The following is a 17824-nucleotide window of genomic DNA, read 5'->3' as shown; positions in this document are numbered from 1 at the left end:
CCTCTTTTTAGTCACAACAATTTTATTGGATGAGTCTCCCATTCCGGTGTATGAACATTGTAACAACGGTAATCAAATCCCGTCATAGCGTCCGGAAATTCAAAACCGGCAAAGTCGATGAAACGGTAATCAGGGATGCAATAGAATGTGCATCGCTTGCACCTACTGCAAAAAATATCCAGCCATGGTTGTTTGGTGTAATCAGGAACCCGGGGATGCTCGCAAATATTGCAGGGCTCACCGAAAATGGAAAATTTATTGCAGAATCTTCTGTTTGTTTCGCAGTTTTTGGAGAACGGGATGAGATGTATTACCTTGAAGACTGTTGTGCAGCGACAGAAAACCTTATTCTGGCACTTCAGGCATACGGGGTTGCATCATGCTGGGTAGCAGGGGATAAAAAATCTTATGCCGAACCGGTTAGAAAATTACTCAATGTACCAGAAAAATATACCCTAGTATCATTGATTGCTGCAGGCAATCCTGCTGAAATAACGATTTCAGAGAAAAAAGACAAACGTCATATCTTCTTTTGCGAAGAATTCAAAATGGACTGATCCCCGAATCATAATCTCTCTTTTTCCTGAAACGCCCACGCCTGTCATAAAAATGGAATGAGACTAAATATGTCAGATAATTATTGAGATTATCGTAATTTCCGATGAAGAAAGAGCGCTATTATAGAATATTATGGCACTCATACCACCTTCGCAATAGAACACATTCGGCGAAACTGCATTTTGTCTTCTAATCATAATCCCGTCATTTACTCGTAAATCCAGATTCTTTTTCTCGTAATCATTAAGCCTCGGGCAGGACACATCTTGATTATGAAAAATGCGGTTCTGCAAGTGGCACTTGATCTTCTTGACCTCAAACGGGCATTGCAGATCGCCTCAGAATCATTGGATGGTGGTGCCGATTGGATTGAGGCAGGAACGCCCCTTATCAAAAGCGAGGGTATGCAGGCAATCCGGTCCCTGAAAGAACATTTTCCGGAATCGATCCTTGTTGCAGATATGAAAGTTGCTGATACCGGAACTCTTGAAGTGGAGATGGCCGCGAAAGCAGGTGCGAATATCATCTGTATTCTTGCCGATGCTGATGATTCTGTTATTGCTGAAGCCATACGAGCTTCACGACTTTATGGTGTCCGGATTATGGCTGACCTGATTAATGTCAATGATCCGTTGACTCGTGCAAATCAGCTTGAAAAAATGGGTGTTGATATAATTTGCGCCCATGTAGGTATTGATCAACAGATGAGTGGAAAAGATTCCATCGATCTTCTTACGAAATTATCAGACCGGATTCATATCCCCCTTGCGGTCGCCGGTGGGATAAATGCTGAACGAGCCGGAGAAGCAGTACAGTATGGTGCTGAAATTGTGATTGTTGGTGGAAATATTATCCGCTCCTCTGATGTGGCCGGCTCTACGAGAAAGATCCGTGAAAAAATGAATGCACCTTCTTTCGAACCCCATAAAATGAGATCCCCCGATGAAGAGACCCGTGCTCTCCTCATGCAGGTATCTGCACCCAACGTGACTGACGCTATGCATCGTAAAGGTGCGATGGTTGGAATAATCTCTATCTGTGGCAACGTAAAATTGGTTGGAAGGGCCGTAACAGTTCAGACATTCGCGGGTGACTGGGCAAAGCCCGTCGAGGCGATCGATATTGCCAATAAAAATGAAGTCATTGTTATCAATAATGACAACGGGACCCATGTTGCTCCGTGGGGGGAACTTGCCACGCTGAGTTGTATAAAAAAAGAAATTGCCGGTGTTGTTATTGATGGCGCGGTGCGGGATGTTGATGATATACGGGAAATGAAGTTCCCCCTTTTCGCAAAAGCTATTGTCCCGAATGCAGGTGAACCCAAGGGGCTGGGAGAGATCAACACCGAAATACAGTGCTGTGGACAATATGTTCGACCCGGTGACTGGATTATCGGCGATGAGAGCGGTGTAGTTGTAATTCCTTCGGAACGAGCCTATGAAATTGCCCGCAGGGCGCTCGAAGTGAGAAAGGACGAAGAGAGAATACGTGAAGAGATTCGCAGGGGAAGTACGCTGTCAGAAGTTGTGCAACTGATTAAATGGGAAAAGAAATGATTTTATTTTAATGGAAAACGGATTTTTCAAGCAGCGTCGCACCGGAATTTTGTATTTTTCGGATTGCGTCGTCAATTTGATCAACGCGGAGAATGAGTACTGCACCCTCTTTTCCTGAATAGGCATATGAATATTCAATATTAATACCTGAATCTCCCAGAATTTTTGCAACCTCATACAATCCTCCGGGCTGGTCTTTCATCTTTACTGCGATAACTTCGGTAAATGCGATATTAAAACCAAGGGACAACAGCTTATCATGTGCTTTTTCCGGATGATCTACGAGCGCTCTGACAACTCCAAATCCATTCGCCTCGGCTATGCTAAAAGCAAGAATATTGATATTCTCTTCGCCAAGTGCATGGGCAATTGCTGCAAGCCTCCCAGGGCGGTTTTCAGAAAATATCGAGATCTGCTTTATCACAAATTTTTTTGTGTCCATTTATAACGACCTCTTGTCTATGACTTTTTTTGATTTTCCTTCAAATCTGGGCAATGAACCCGGCTCGACCAGTTCCACATCAACGTTCACATTCAATGAGTTCCTGAGCCGGTGCTCCACTTTCTGCCGAATCTGCATCAAATCATTGATCTTATCGCTGAATGATCCTTTGGTCAATTCAACACGGACAAGCATATCATCAAGTGCCCCCTTTCGGTCAACAACAATCTGGAAATGCTGTCCCACTTCCGGAATTGCCATCAGCCCATACTCTATCTGGGATGGGAATACATTGATGCCCCTTATTATCAGCATATCATCAACCCTGCCTTGGATCCGCTGGATACGCGGATGTGTCCTGCCACAGGCACAGACGTCATCGTCAATCGATGAGATATCCCCAATACGATACCGGATCATGGGGAGGGCTTCTTTCTGGAGAATCGTGATAGTAAGTTCACCTTTTTCTCCAGCCTCAAGCGTTTCTTCGGTTTTAGGATCAATGATCTCAGCGAGTGCCACATCCGACCAGAGATGAAATCCTTTCTGTTCCGAACATTCTGTGAACATTGGGCCTGAAAGCTCACTTGTCCCATAAATATCATAAGCCTTGATACCCAGCCAGTCTTCGATTCGGTTACGCATGCCTTCAGTCCAAGGTTCGGCACCAAGAATTCCTGTGCGAAGTCTCGTGTCTTTTTTAATGTCAACCCCCATCTTTTCTGCTACTTCCCCGATGTGCAGGAGATAAGATGGAGTACAGGCAATGGCTGTCGCACCAAGATCCTGCATCAGTTCGATCTGGCGTTCTGTGTTCCCGACACTTGTGGGAAGCACTGTTGCGCCGATACGTTCTGCACCATAATGCATACCAAGACCTCCGGTGAACAGACCGTACCCGTAACTTACCTGAATCACATCTCCCCTGCCGAGTCCGAGCGAAGTCAGGCCGCGGGCAAGAGAGGTTGTCCAGGTATTCAGATCGTTCTGGGTATATCCGACAACGGTGGGTTTTCCCGTGGTTCCACTTGATACGTGGTATCTGACAAGTTCATCCTGTGAAGCCGTAAAAATTCTGTCAGGATAATTATCTCGTAAATCCCGTTTGAACATAAAAGGAAGTTTTTTTACATCTGCAAGTTCACGAATATCGTCCGGATGAACATGTTGATCTTTCATTCGATCATGATAAAACGGAGAGAAACTATAAAGACGATATACAAGGCTTTTAAGCAGTTTATACTGCATTCTCTGGAGATCCGCCTTTGGCATCTCCTCAATACGGGGGTCCCAGCACACCATTATATTGCCTCTCTTCGATCTATCACTCGTTTTGCTTTGCCCTCAAATCTAGGCAGCGATCCGGGTTCGACAAGCTTCACCGTAGTCCTGAGTTCCAGTGCATTCCGCAATTCCTTGACAATGTTTTTCTGGAGTTTTGCAAGGTCAGCAAGTTCTCCGCTGAAATAATTTCTGTTGATCTCCACTTCTACAGTCATCTCATCAAGATGATTAATTCTGTCAATATATACCATAAACTGATTTCCCACTTCGGGTATTTTCAGGAGTACATGTTCGATCTGGGAGGGAAAAACATTAATTCCTCGAATAACAAGCATGTCATCGCTTCTTCCTGTTATCCGGGCAATCTTTTTACCTCTCCTGCAAATGCACCCGTCTTCCATGAGCATACTCACATCTCCTGTGCGGTACCGCAGTAATGGCATCGCCTCTTTTACTAAGGGTGTTACTACAAGTTCACCCCGTTCTCCATCTGCCAGTTGATCTCCCGTTTTTGGATCGATAATCTCAACAAGATAACAGTCATGCCAGATATGGAGGCCGTCCCTTTCCTGACATTCGAATGCGACGCCCGGCCCGAAAAGTTCGCTTAAACCATAGGAATCATATGCAGTCACACCCAATCTTTTTTCAAGCGTTTTTCGTATGCTTTCTGACCAGGGTTCAGCACCAAAAAGACCCGTTTTCAGTGAGTTAAGGGAGGTGTTCATCTCTTCCGCGACTTCTGAAAGGTGCATAGCGTAACTGGGAGTGCAGTGGATTGTAGTCACGCCAAAATCATTAATCATCTCGATTTGGCGTTTTGAATTACCTGTTGCACTCGGGATAACCATCATACCGATTTTTTCCGCTCCATAATGAAACCCGAGTCCCCCGGTGAACATCCCGTAATTCACCATGTTCTGGAAAACATCATTTTTAGTGATCCCTACCATTGTCATATTCCGTGCAATGAGATCAGACCAGATGTCCAGATCGTTACGAGTATAGCCAACGACGGTAGGCTTTCCCGTTGTTCCTGAAGTCGTATGAATCCGAATAATTTTTTTTAGAGGAACTGCAAAAAAACCAAATGGATATCCGTCCCTGAGGTCTTGCTTTTTGGTAAATGGTATTTTTGTTATGTCTTCCAGCGTCCTGATCGAAGAACTTTTTATTCCCGCTTCAGCAAGGCGCTTCCGGTAAAACTCAACATTTTGAATCTGATATAAGGTTTTTTTCAGACGTTTGAACTGAAGTGCCTGCAAGTCCTTAGGCTTCATCGTTTCGATTTTTTTATCCCAGAACATTAACGCTCCCCTGTTGCTATCACATGACAAATGTATGTATACCGCTTTCTACGGTTTATATTCACCGAAATTGATGAAATACCCTCCTGGAATACCCTCCTGGTAAACTCTGTAAGACTCTTAAGAAAATTGGCAGAGAATTGCGCAATATGCCAAAACGATGAATTAATCAGTGGAAATGTGATACTATTTAGACAACTATATTGCATTTTCTGGAGTTGATTGGGACGGATTATCCTTGGTTGTCGGTAAGTGGGTTCGGCGCTCATATCAAATCGACCCAGAAACTATTGATTGTCCAGAAAAAAAATAATTACGAACAATTTCCGATAGAAACCGTCAAGAATCTCCTCCTTATTGGCGGACATACCCTCAGTACAACGACTGTAATCCAGCTCGTGAAAAATGGCGCATTTATCTCCTTCTTTGAAGCGGATGGCAGTCCTGTCGGAACAATTCAGCCATTTGATGATCGGAGCATAACAAAGATTCAAGAGATCCAGCAGTCTATTCCACGGCAACGATACGCAATAAAAATTGCCCAAAGTTCAATAAAATCCCGGCTGATGGCCATTGAGCGAATCGAAGAAAATCAAAAAATCTCTCTTTTTTATGAGGGTGAATTAGAATTTCTTCTCAAATCCCATGACGAACTGGCGTTTCTTATCAAGCTGGATGAGATTCGCCGGCTCCACAGGCTTACATCTGATATGTATTATGAAATAATGTCGCGGAATACTCCACCGGATTTTGTGTTCAGAAGAAGGACGAGCCGCCCCCAGTTAGATCCCATCAACGCCATGCTCTCAATTGGATATGCGATGTTATATGGGAATTGTTGCGTTCCCGTCGTGGGTTTACATCTCGATCCCGATATCGGCCTTATCCATGATGGCAGGGGGAGCCTGGTTCACGATCTTATTGAACCCTTAAAAGCAGAAATGATTGATCCCATTGTGTTTCAGGTTGCACGCGAGAAACTTAAATCCAATGATTATGAACAAACACCAACCCGTTGTATACTGTCAGATGATCTCATTAAACAGATGATCGGGATGTTATATAAAACAATAAATAATAAGAAAATCAACGAGCAGGTGATCAATTTCTGCAATTCGATGCAGAATAACACGGAATTCAAAGTTCTGTACTGATGCGGCCGTCGCTTTTAATTATCGAAAAATCATTAAATTGTTTATGAGGAATTTCAGTGGTCCGCAGGTCTCTGATTATTGCACGGGGACAACCATAAACCATTGAAACAAACTTTTCAAGGATTATAGGTTCTCCAGTAGCGCAAATATGCACTCGCCCATCAGCAAGGTTGATCACGGTTCCGGTTACATTCAAATCAGTTGCAATCCGTCGCACGCAAGCCCGGAATCCTACTTTCTGAACTCTGCCACTTATGAGAATCTCTATAGTGTTCACATTATAACCCCTGCATGATTTTTATTGCAATTCCAAGTTCGTCGAACACTTCGTCCCGTATAGATGATTGCCGGATATTTGTTGCAGCATCTATTGCAAAATCAAGAATTTCCTGTGCTGCGCGGTCGCACCCAGCAGAATAGATTTTCAAGGCGATATCGCACATCACAAAGGATCTTCTTGAAAGCGGACGAATTATACGGGCTTCTTTTATCGAATTCTGGATCATCCGGCGCGAAACCTTTTCTTCTCCTTTCTCTCTGAAAAAAACTGCAAGATTGCAGAAAAAAATTGCTTCTTTCCCGCGATCCGCAACTGATCGAACCAGTCGTTCAAGCGATGTAATCTGATTTGGATGAATACCGTCTGTCACCATCTTTTCTGACAGTGCCTTAATTTTTAAATAAAGCGGGGGAATATCGTACGCTTGAGTGTATCCCATTTTTTTAAGACGGTCAAACCGCAAATCATCATCCTCAATTGATTTTGTAATCTGGATAGCCAAAGAGAGGAACTTATTATCGTTATTTTTTTGGTAGAGCATGGAATAGATCCGGGCAATATTGTCGCGGAATTTATCGCCAATCGATTGAATGTTAATTTTCTTGGTTAATGTATCAGTTTTTTTAAGAAGAGCAAGGGATGTAGCATCGTCAGAGCTTTGTAATGGAAGAGGGATGATATTGAGGAGGGTGATAACTTTCTCGTATGGTGAAGAGATCTTCTCTGCTGCGTTCTCCATAAAATGTAACAAATTACTGCATTGATCTTTGTCTTGCCGAACTATACCATAAACTGCAATAAGGGAATTAATGTACTCTACGGGATCGGAAATTTTTTGAACAACTTCCAAAGCAACATTAATCCATTCAGAATCCGGTTCAACTGCATTCAGACTGACTATTGCGAATACAACCTGCCTGCGAGCCATTGCATCCTTGTCAAACTCGACCCGGTCCAGTTGCTGTATTCCTTTTTTTAGGCATTGTGAGGCAAATTTTGCGTCGAATCTGCAATACAGTGTTGTCAGATCAGAGAGGATCAATACTTTCTGGTATTCTGCAGGCAAACTCACGAGATCTTTAAAAATATTGTCCAGAATCTGATATGCCTTGTTATAATCATGGATTATTATCAAGGAATCCGCCAGGTCGCATAATCCCTTTAGTTTTAGGTATGGATCGTTGACTAACTGAAGAACCTGAAACCGCAATCTGAAAATGACCGGGTTTGATTTGGATGCATCATTTCTGTAGAGGAGTGATGCCAGAATCTCATAAGGATCGGTAGAGTTAGGGCTGAGGATATCATCATCAAGACTTGAAATAATCCGGGACATCATTGCATCCCGTTCGTACGAATTTTCTATTTCAATGGCATACATTACCATGGGTATTATATAATCTCGGTTATTGTTGGCTCTTGAATACGATATGATTATATCAATTATACCGGCAATCTTGAGCGAGATTTGAGGGGATTTGATATTGTGTTTGATAATCTGAAGTCCCCGTTCGAATGGTTGAAGTGCTGATATGAAATAATCCTCTAATTCTGAAAATCTGGAGTCTTTGATAAAAATGCAACCGATTTTCACGAAACATTCAGCTATCCGCTCAAACAACTGTGCTTTGAGCGATGGATCGTTAATATCCGAGGCAATAAGATGAGCATCTTCAAGAGCATCGGGAGACTTTTTATCGATTGCATATTTTATAACTCCATCGATTATATTTGCCATTGCATATGTCGCAAGATCCTTTTCGAGAAGAGAACTGCTCCAAACTTTCATCCTTAAAAGAAGATCCAGATCTCCCTGCTGTGCAGCGAGAATTGAAGCATCATCGATTATGCTGCTCAATGTTGCGGATCTTGTGCTCTGTCCATCAATCTCGCACGTGAGGCCGACTGCTCTCTGGAGGAAATCTCGGTTTTTTGTTCGTACCCCTATTTTTGCTATTTTAATGACGATATTCGAAATTGCCCGTTCTTTCAATGATTGTTCGCCAATCGATTCGGCAAGTTGAATGAGAATTTCGGGATCATATATTTCCAGAAATCCACGATCAATAAGAATCGTTATGCTTTCAAGAATGAGATTGTCCTTTTTTGGATGCATACTGATAAGATTTTTAATCGACTGACTATGTTCTATAATATCTTTGAAAGAGTTCTCCTTACTAACTTCAATTATTGACCTGTAGATTGCATTATTGGCAACGTCTTTTTTCAGACTTATAAGAATGGCATTTTTAATTAATGGAATGTTATCATTTGCTATCCCTTTTTTCAGCAAATGTGACAGGCTGTCCGTAAATTGGGGGAGGTTTTCAATCTCATGAGAAATTTTTCCAAAAATTTCAAGAGCGGAATTAAAATCACCCGAAGAAAGCATTATCTGGGAAAAATGAAGGTAAATCCGTGACAAAATTAGACTATTACAGTTTTTTTCGATGAGAGGAATCAGATCTGTCAAGACTTGCATTTCATTAGAATTGAGGGCAACTGATATTCCAGCACGAACGATTTCTCTGGTTGGACACGTTTCTGTCTCAGATTGGTGCTCGTGAAGTTTCAGTGCAGAGGAAAGGAACCATTTATCCCCCGATCGTTCAGCCTTTTTCAGGAGATCCAGGACAAGGGTAGCAGCTACCTCGGGTTTATCATCGCACAATGTCTGTAGTATATTGATAATTTGTTTCTTTTCTTTGACACGTTCCAGTAGCTGTTCCGTCAGAGAACTTATTATTTCGAGATATGCATCGTGAGTGACGTCGTTAAAATTATTCATAAAGAGGGGAATATCCGTCATCTCTTTACTGAAACCGGATTTCGCCCCTTTACCTATGATGAATGAAAGACAGTCCTGGCGTCGTATTTTCTGATGAATATCTGTTGCGCTGCTGATGCTCTTAAAAAATGACGATCGATCCTTTTTCAAAATGGAAATTGTTGCCAATGCTTTTGCAAGTTCTGCATGGAGTACTGCCCGTTTTGATATATCCCCAATATCTTCAATTAAATGGAGGGAGGTGTAGAGAAGTTGTTGATCGCGTGTGGTTATTGCCCATACGATTAGCAAAGGAATAATATCAATCATTATATTAGATCGATATTTTCTGAAACTTATCCGATCAAGCATAATCATGCCAGTTCCGATAAGTTCAGGATCCGTTTTTGACACTCCTGCTTCAATGAGATCACGGGCAATCATTGCGAAAACTCGTGACTGATCGCTTTTTTTATTCAGTTTTTCAGAAAGAGAGGATACAGATTCTAGCCAGGCATCATCTTTTGTTAAAATATATTGTTTAATAGTCTGTGAAAAAAGATTATCGATTTCATTATTTTGGGGATTGGGGAGAGATAATAATAATGTTGGTTTATTTTTTTTCAGTGCAATCTCAATAATTGCCTTATTAATATTGATAATTAGATTCTTACGGCCTTTGGATCCTTTCGTATGTTGGATATTTTCAATAACCGCTGCAATATCTTTCCAATCCTCTACAGGAAACGCACGTTGTATTTCGTCAAAAATTTCTTCGGATCGGACCATTCATTATCACAAGTTCAATATTGCTGAGTAAACTCAATTTGACTGAAATATTAAATAAATTTTTTGATATCATTTGCGTGCAATTTTTTTTTTTTTGGTTATAATGGGCATTTATTATCGAATTTGACAAAACGTTCAATAATATTGATTAAATTTCAAAATACCGATTTTTTGAATATTTTCAAATTTCATTTTTGACGATAATAATTAGGATTAAATCTGGAAAAATAGAATTTGATTTTAGCCCGATGATCGTTATTTCTTATTGAACGATCTTCTGTATCTCCTGTTTAAGCTCCTCGTGAAATGCAATACCCGTTTCACGTTTTTCAGAATCTATAATAATTCGTAAAATTGGTTCGGTACCGGAAGAACGGATCAGTGCCCAAGAATCATCCTTAAAAACTTTTAAGCCGTCGGTGCGATCAATCGGGTTTTGAGAATAGAATACGCCCAGGGCCTCTAATATTTTTTCACCCTGTGGAGTGACAATCTTGTCTTTTATAATATGACGTTTGGGTAACTGTTTTACGAGTCCTGATAGTTTTTTTCCGGTTGAAGCAAGAATAAGGACCATCATTGCGGCGCTCATCCCCCCGTCGCGACAGAACTGGTGATCAGGGAAAATGAGCCCGCCGTTACCCTCACCCCCGAATATTACGTGCTCTCCCTGGTCAATGAGTGAGAGCATTGTACGGGCGACATAAATGCTACCGACCGGTGTAAAAGTAATCGGGCAATTTTCTTTTTTGGCTATCATCTCCACTATCTGTCCCGTACTCACAGGTGTAACAATTGTTCCTTTACTCTGGCGGCAGATATGTTGTGCCACAACCGCGAACTCCTGATTTTCTTCAACAAATTGGCCTTTTTCATCGATGAATACTGCGCGGTCAGCGTCACCATCATGGGCTATACCGAATACCGCCCCGCTACTGACTACCAGAGAAGACAAATTCTGAAGTCCTTCCTCAGAAGGCTCCGGTAAACGACCGGGAAACGTCCCGTCCAATATACAATTGATGGTAATCACGTTGCATCCCATCAGTGAAAGTATTCGTGGGGTAGTAATACATGCAGGACCGGAACCCGGGTCTACAACTACTGTCATCCCTCTTCCAGGTTTACCAGTGAAGTGGTTCGCCACTGCTGTAATATATTTTTCAATAAGGCGGGGAGCGTTCAGATCGTGGCCAATGTGATCCCATGTGTGTGTTGAAAAGGGTTCATCGAATATCAATTGTTCTAGTTTCAGGGTCTCCTCATCCCCCATTTCCGTTCCATCCGGTTCAATGATCTTGATGCCATTATATTCCGGGGGGTTATGGGACGCTGTAATCATTGCACCCCCATCAAACTGTTCTTTGACAAGGTATTGGAGTGCAGGTGTGGGAAGAATGCCGCAGTCTACGACATCGCAACCTGCCGCAAGCAAGCCCGATTTGATGGCATTGATGTAGGTTCGACCAGACGTACGGGTGTCCCGCCCGACAGCAATTCGCCCTTTCCGCATTGTTCCGAGGGATGCCCCGATCTTCATTACAAGTTCCGGTGTAAGTTCTTTACCAGTAATACCCCGAACCCCGTTTGTCCCGAACAACCTTTTCTGGATCTTTTTCGTTATCATTTTTATCCCCGTTATTTGTTTCAAGTCTGAAAATCTTCAAAATGAGGAAGAGATTTAATTACTTCGTCTACCGTGGGATTACGCAAAATATACTGATCGACCGTAAGATTACCGATTACAATTTTGGGGAACGACCGCTCCTTGTAACCTTCGATGATAGCGTAATCTATCCTGTGAAAAAATAGCATACGTAATGTATCATCAAGTTGGTTTTTCCGAAATGTAATAACGGTCTTGTTCGCATCTATCCCGACGGTGATATCTGCCCCGGCATCATAAAAGATCGTCGTGTCTTTTCCCTCTTCGAGGAGATAGTCATGATCGCCAAGGTGCTTTATAACTGCAACCTTGCCATATTTTTTAAGTTCGGGAATAAGATTTTTAATAAAGGTGGTTTTGCCGGAGTTTGATCTTCCAACAACCTGAATCACTTTCACGGGTTATTTCTCCTCGCTTACGTGCTTAGTTTTTTGAGAATTTGCATCATCTCTTTCTTTACATAATATCATTTTTTCTTCATTTTCGTGAACACTCGTACGTTCTTGATCCGTTCTTAAAAAAATACTATGTGATGATAGTCGATGAGATTGTGCTTCGCCAATCATATCCTTACCAATACCAACAGTGGACAACTCCGTCTTTTCAATCAGTACTTGGACCGCATCTGTATCAATTACTGTCTTATTTCCACCATTTTTTCCAAAACCAGAAGGATCTGCGGGATCAGTCTCCGTCCCTTCAATTGACGTTGTTCTGGTATCTGCCATGTCAGATTCAGGATTCGGGAGGTGATCGCGGGTATCGATCTCTTCACTCCGGGTTTTGAGGATGGTTTTTGCCGCTTCGCCGACACTCCTCATTACCTTGGTAATGCGATCTTCAATATCGATCTCTTCATCGATGTCCAGTGTTGTCCCCTCTACTTCAAGGAGGAATCGCGCCACTTCACTCGCTTCAAAAAGCAGATCGTCAAGTTCATCAGTGGTAAAAAATCCGCACATAGCACCATAGAAAAAGGTGGCGCTTGCTTTACGAACTTTCTTTTTAAAAGAATTCCGTGCCTGGTTTACAGCCTGAGGAGTATAGGTCTCTTCCATGAAAGGAACAAGTTCCGGAAGATTTTTCCCGATAAATGTCATTTCTGCACCTCCGGATGTACGAAAATCCGTACATAACCGGGCTAATGCCCACTCCCTCGCCGTAATGTACGTGCGCTTACGTAAAAACTGGTTAACTTTCCGATATGTTGCACCATCCACTTTTTTGAATTTTTTATATTTGTTGATCTCCTGTTGGATATTCGCATCGTCCATACATGATACTCCTGTATATCTTTTTGAGACTATGTTTTGGCAATGAGTGGATTATTTGACTGTTTTGTATATAGCAATATATGGTTTATTTTCAAACCAGATCAATTATTATCTCGTCGATACTTTGATTTTCTCGTCGTTTTCAGAATTTTACGTGATTCATTATAATGAGGTTCCGAAGATCATCCGGATTTGATTCCCTAAAATCAAGGAAGGTAAAACACGGATGGGAAAATGTCAGGGTTACTGCTCGTTGTTCTTTTGTAGCATTTTGAATTTCTCATCCTGTCAGGACGTTGATGAGGCTCGAATGGATGTGTAAATGGGCTGATGATCCCTGGAAGTTGCCCCGGGGAAGATAGTCAGCGATCATCATGGTTTCAAACATTACGCCAGGAAATGACGGTCATGCAGCTGGGAGGGTCTCGTGCGCCTTCATCCCCTTCTCAAGTTTATTTTGCGAGCCTCACATTAAGTGCCTGTTGTCGGTTTCATGGTACTGAATGAAACAGGAGTATTCCCCGATCAAAGAAGGCCTATTTTGAGAGCTCTGTAATGTGGGCGGTCGAGCCCACGATCGTGGGATTCCTCAGCAGGGTTCTGCAGCGGATTCAGCAGCATTTGTGTATAGCAGCCGGCAGTTTATTTCGGATCAAGAAACCAAAAGATTTTGAAACGGGACTCATTTTAGCCTCCGTTCTTATACGACAACACCATGTTTGATCGTTTCCACTTGGAGGAATTCTACAAATAGGATGGTCCAGCCGTTCCATTTGCAACAAGGAGCATCTATATGCACAATCTTATAGGCTGAACGGCAGGACCATACGCGGGATATCCTGGACCTAGTTGCTGGTATTGAGCTGCGGGACTATACAGGATTGGAAAATCTGGAAATGGGGAAACTCAACGACGTAGAAAATAAATTGATAAATTTAGAAAAAGCAAAACACGATGACAAATGATGGATTTGAAAATTTTGAAAACTTCGAATTGAAGAAATTGATCATCTGAAAAAAAGCCTATAATTTGTTGAATGAATTTTCTTAAATCAAAAATTCGGATAAAGAATGGAATCTTGTTTTAAAGTAGGATTTCCATTGGGAACGTGATCATTTTTCTTTCAAAAACTGATTTTTTTGTCAGGCGTGAAAGAGGTCCTCGTTTGTCAGGCTGCCTGGCCCCTGGCCTCCCTGCAGTAGCGGGACCAGATTTTTGCATTCATTTCTAGTGGAACGATCGCGGGATTAACCCAACAACGATAATAATATTCTCTGCAGGAACCGATATCCATTAAAAATTAACCTTATTTGGTTAATGGAATTTCTATCGAAAAATCTTTAATGTGATATATCGTCTGAGGGATTTATGCGTGATCGAGATATCAAATGGTTAAATAAATATAAAATTCCCATCAATTATATAATAATAGGAATTGGTTATATCCTTGTAGTTTCTGGGGCTTTGTCAGTTTATCCCGATTTGTCGGTTCTTGGCAATCTCAAAATAGCTATTGGATTATTTATTATGGCCCTCGGTTTTTCGTTTTTATTTTCCAATAATGGGGATATTAAAACTAGGCTAATCCGAATTGAGGAAAAGATTGACAATTTAGAGGGGAGGAAATTGTCAGAGGAGAAAAACCCCTTGAGGAATTAACTCGAAGAGAGAAACTTGATAAAAAGAATTTGGAGATTAACGCCAGTTCACGTCATTATACAATATTAGCCGTATTATTTGCGATGGCAGCGTTTGTAGTTAATATTAATTGGTTGATATAATTCCTGACGGGAATCTCTCATAGATTGATTCTATTGGCATTTTTGCCTCTTGATGGGTCTAAGTAGAGGTCAAACGAAAAGAAAGCCCCTTTTGAAGATTTGGATATTCATCCAATTGTATCATTTTTTAAAATAAACTAACCCAATTGTAGAATACTAGTGAAATGAAAAGAAAGCCGATTAAGAATTTGATTTCCATTTTTTCCATAGAATATAGATTATTAGTATCCAAAGAATAACAATCCCAATTTCTAAAAGTTCCATCTTATAATGGAATTAAATTAAAAAATTCATCCATTAACATTTTAAATCCAAAATAAGGATTGTAAGGCATAACCAACCATTTCTAACCTGGCATAAATATTTTTTCAAATGAATTTTAAGTACAATCTTCATTATCTTCCGAGTTTTATCAAAGGAATAGCACAAGTTTACTGCATAGGACGCACAGACCGGCTTGCAAACCGTTCTGTTGCCCTCGGCTAGCTACCGAGGCTTGTTCTGTGCGGCCTTGATGCAGAAATGCGAACCGTGCTAAATTTGCGAACGAGTGAATACCAAATCTCCGAGTCCGGATCGAAAATTCGACTTTGCGTAGAATGTCTATTCTGCGCAAACCTTTATTTATTTGAGATAAGATAGAATAGAGCATGGAAAGCGGGTATTTTTCGGAGTGGCTCAAAAGCTACCGGAATTACCTCCGGATGCGAAACTACTCAGCCCGCACACTTGACAGTTACGAGCAGGTCATCAAGCATTTCGCATATTACGTCTGGTTGCGTCGGCACACCGAAGTGTCAAAACTGGTAATATACTGGAAAGATTTTGAAAAAGCCCGGCTTGATACCGATGTGGATGTAACTCCCGTAATGGTCAATGATTTTCTCTCGTTTGTATCCTCGATGCGGACCTATAAGCCAAAGACCTTCCATCGTATTATCTCGACACTCAGTTCGTTCTACCGGTTCCTTTATACCCAGGGCGCAGTTACATCAAACCCCCTGACAGGGATTGATCGGCCACGGATTAAACAGCAGGAGATCAAGTACCTGAAACATAACCAGGTATTACGCCTGATCGAATCAATAGAGGATCCCCGTGATAAACTCATTGTGAGGACCATTTATGCTACGGGAGTACGGGTATCAGAGCTCTGCAATATGAATATTGAGGATATTGACTTCGATGAACACACCATCCGCATACGCGGAAAAGGAGACAAAATGCGCATCGTTTTTGTCGATGACGATACCCTGGCAGAGATTCTCAAATTCATTGGAAACCGTCTTGCCGGACCCCTTTTTATCGGGCAACAGGGAAAACATATCTCCTCCCGTGCCATCCAGCATATATTCAAGCATTATGCTCCTTCAGGGATCACTCCCCACAAAATCCGACACAGCTATGCAAGTGAACTCTATAAACGTTCGAAGAATCTCAGGGTAGTTCAGGAAAACTTGGGGCATACTTCTATCAAGACTACAGAGATCTATCTGCATACTGATATCGATGAGAGACGGCAGGTATATCAGCAATATTTCCCTTTGTTCGGTTCGAATGAAAAGGCATAAAAAAGGGTGATCGTGCCGTATTCTGGGTGATTTTTCCGAACGGATGATCTGATAGAGATTTTAAGTGATCCTCTTTGGGCTCTGTAGAAATCCTATTATCTTGCGTGATTCGCTTACATTTTTCAACGGTTATGAGAGTGACCCTCTCTCACGTCGAAGAACTCTGACGAGTTCTTCTTATTCTCGAGGTACTGATGAACCTCTTCTAAAATCGAAGAACCCTTCGGGTTCTTCTCAAGCCTGCTCTTCCCTTCGGGAACAGCAGTCTCCCCCACGAGCGTCTATAATGAAAGCCAATGATTTCGACAGAGCCCCACTTTGTATACATTTTAAGCAATCCGCCCCCATGGTTTTCTTACTTATTAATTGCTCCAATAGTATGATAGATCCTGTTTTGATCATTTATTGAGAGATTTTGATATTTACGCTATTTCTCGTCGTAGTTTCCAATTAATCGGTACCAATTATTTTATTATAAACCGTATGATGCTATATCTTAAAATTACTTCGGAACAGATGAACCGCTTTGTATAAGCAGAATGAAAAACGCTGTCGATCTAAATTTTTAAAGAATTTTTCACTCATTCTATTTTACCAGAAAATCATAAGAATTTGATAAAAACATAAGAATTTGAAAAAAATCCGGAAATAGCACGTCTCTGACAAGTCTAGATTGCATTACATCAGTTTTCAATGCAATAAGGAAAAATTCACCGGAGAATCTGTTTTATCAGGATCTCACCTATCAGAGAACATCTCCTCTGATCAAACATAATTGTCGATTGAAAAATTCAAAATTCCGATATTCCCGTCATAAAAAAGTATTTCCAAATATTTGTAATTTCGTTTGTTTCATCAATAGCAATCAAATCTGATTATCTGAATTTTTCTAGATTGCCGGATTGTGGATTATGCATTCCAATAATTCCATTTTTAAGAATTGCTTGAAAAATTGAATAAAATTTCAAATTTTTCTATTCTTTCGAATAAAAATTCTATTATCAAATGTTCGTATTGTCAAATTTTCGTTGGTAAATTTTTGACAATGAAATTATTCCAGATTTCACCAATCTATAGTGACCAATTGGATTTCCAATCTTTTAGAATTAATAACTGTCTCCTTAAAATTTTATCGAGTTTAAATATTCCATTTTTTCCAATCAAACTACGATACTATTATAATAAAATTTTTTGGATATCTCAATATCTCATCTGAAGTTTGTATCAAATCCAATGATCCAAAATTATTCCAATTCACCATACCGGATAGAGGCAAATATAATTCTTTTCAAATTCAGTTTTATCTTTGAAAATCAAAAAATAGGATTTTCCAATTTTTTGGAAAAACCTGAAAATCTATTATTTTCGATATAATTGTCCTGTGAATGTCAA

13 protein-coding genes are annotated in these 17824 nt (G+C 41.0%); 5 read left to right on the top strand and 8 right to left on the bottom strand.

The window, feature by feature from the left end; translation table 11 throughout:
- The first annotated feature begins 50 nt into the window (after positions 1–50).
- Together ABSB80_RS05390 and hxlA are read left to right on the top strand one after the other, a co-directional pair.
- Positions 51–557, top strand: a complete 507-nt coding sequence (locus ABSB80_RS05390) for a nitroreductase family protein (protein WP_428368924.1) — start codon at positions 51–53, stop codon at positions 555–557.
- Between the two features lie 273 nt (positions 558–830).
- The gene (gene hxlA / locus ABSB80_RS05385) at positions 831–2117 is read left to right on the top strand and encodes a 3-hexulose-6-phosphate synthase (RefSeq protein ID WP_428368922.1); all 1287 of its coding nucleotides are present in this window, start codon (positions 831–833) and stop codon (positions 2115–2117) included.
- Positions 2118–2124: 7 nt separating this feature from the next.
- On the opposite strand, the gene ABSB80_RS05380 is transcribed toward hxlA, so the two are convergent.
- From ABSB80_RS05380 to ABSB80_RS05370, 3 genes are read right to left on the bottom strand one after another with little or no spacing between them, the layout of a single operon-like run.
- Positions 2125–2559 (bottom strand): ACT domain-containing protein, encoded by a 435-nt coding sequence (locus tag ABSB80_RS05380; protein ID WP_428368920.1) that lies wholly within the window; start codon positions 2557–2559, stop codon positions 2125–2127.
- The gene (locus ABSB80_RS05375) at positions 2560–3861 is read right to left on the bottom strand and encodes a phenylacetate--CoA ligase family protein (protein ID WP_428368918.1); all 1302 of its coding nucleotides are present in this window, start codon (positions 3859–3861) and stop codon (positions 2560–2562) included. It abuts the gene before it with no gap.
- Complete coding sequence (locus ABSB80_RS05370) at positions 3861–5150, bottom strand: phenylacetate--CoA ligase family protein (protein WP_428368916.1); 1290 nt, start codon at positions 5148–5150, stop codon at positions 3861–3863. Before ABSB80_RS05370 ends, ABSB80_RS05375 begins: the two co-directional genes overlap by 1 nt.
- A 218-nt stretch (positions 5151–5368) precedes the next feature.
- Between ABSB80_RS05370 and cas1 the strand changes: the two genes are divergently transcribed.
- Positions 5369–6304 (top strand): CRISPR-associated endonuclease Cas1, encoded by a 936-nt coding sequence (cas1, locus tag ABSB80_RS05365; protein ID WP_428368914.1) that lies wholly within the window; start codon positions 5369–5371, stop codon positions 6302–6304.
- Here cas1 and ABSB80_RS05360 read toward each other — a convergent pair.
- From ABSB80_RS05360 to ABSB80_RS05340, 5 genes are all read right to left on the bottom strand, one after another.
- Positions 6288–6581, bottom strand: a complete 294-nt coding sequence (locus tag ABSB80_RS05360; RefSeq protein ID WP_428368912.1) for an acylphosphatase — start codon at positions 6579–6581, stop codon at positions 6288–6290. The genes cas1 and ABSB80_RS05360 overlap by 17 nt on opposite strands.
- 1 nt (position 6582) lies before the next feature.
- Positions 6583–10140 carry a hypothetical protein gene (locus tag ABSB80_RS05355; protein WP_428368910.1) on the bottom strand — a complete coding sequence of 1186 codons (3558 nt, stop codon included), beginning with the start codon at positions 10138–10140 and terminating at the stop codon, positions 6583–6585.
- Positions 10141–10402: 262 nt separating this feature from the next.
- A complete protein-coding gene (gene glmM, locus ABSB80_RS05350) occupies positions 10403–11767 on the bottom strand; it encodes a phosphoglucosamine mutase (RefSeq protein WP_428368908.1) in 1365 nt (454 codons plus the stop codon).
- 20 nt (positions 11768–11787) lie between these two features.
- Positions 11788–12204, bottom strand: coding sequence for a molybdopterin-guanine dinucleotide biosynthesis protein B (gene mobB / locus ABSB80_RS05345; RefSeq protein ID WP_428368906.1), 417 nt, complete (start codon positions 12202–12204; stop codon positions 11788–11790).
- 3 nt (positions 12205–12207) lie between these two features.
- Positions 12208–13080, bottom strand: a complete 873-nt coding sequence (locus ABSB80_RS05340) for a DUF5806 family protein (RefSeq protein WP_428368904.1) — start codon at positions 13078–13080, stop codon at positions 12208–12210.
- A gap of 1368 nt (positions 13081–14448) precedes the next feature.
- Here ABSB80_RS05340 and ABSB80_RS05335 point away from each other — a divergent pair.
- Positions 14449–14739 (top strand): hypothetical protein, encoded by a 291-nt coding sequence (locus ABSB80_RS05335; protein ID WP_428368902.1) that lies wholly within the window; start codon positions 14449–14451, stop codon positions 14737–14739.
- A 772-nt stretch (positions 14740–15511) separates the two neighbouring features.
- The gene (xerA, locus tag ABSB80_RS05330; RefSeq protein ID WP_428368900.1) at positions 15512–16432 is read left to right on the top strand and encodes a site-specific tyrosine recombinase/integron integrase; all 921 of its coding nucleotides are present in this window, start codon (positions 15512–15514) and stop codon (positions 16430–16432) included.
- Positions 16433–17824 lie beyond the last annotated feature (1392 nt).

The sequence above is a fragment of the Methanoregula sp. genome, assembly GCF_050010295.1.
Lineage (GTDB): Archaea > Halobacteriota > Methanomicrobia > Methanomicrobiales > Methanospirillaceae > Methanoregula.
This window is presented reverse-complemented; position numbering and strand designations above follow the sequence as displayed.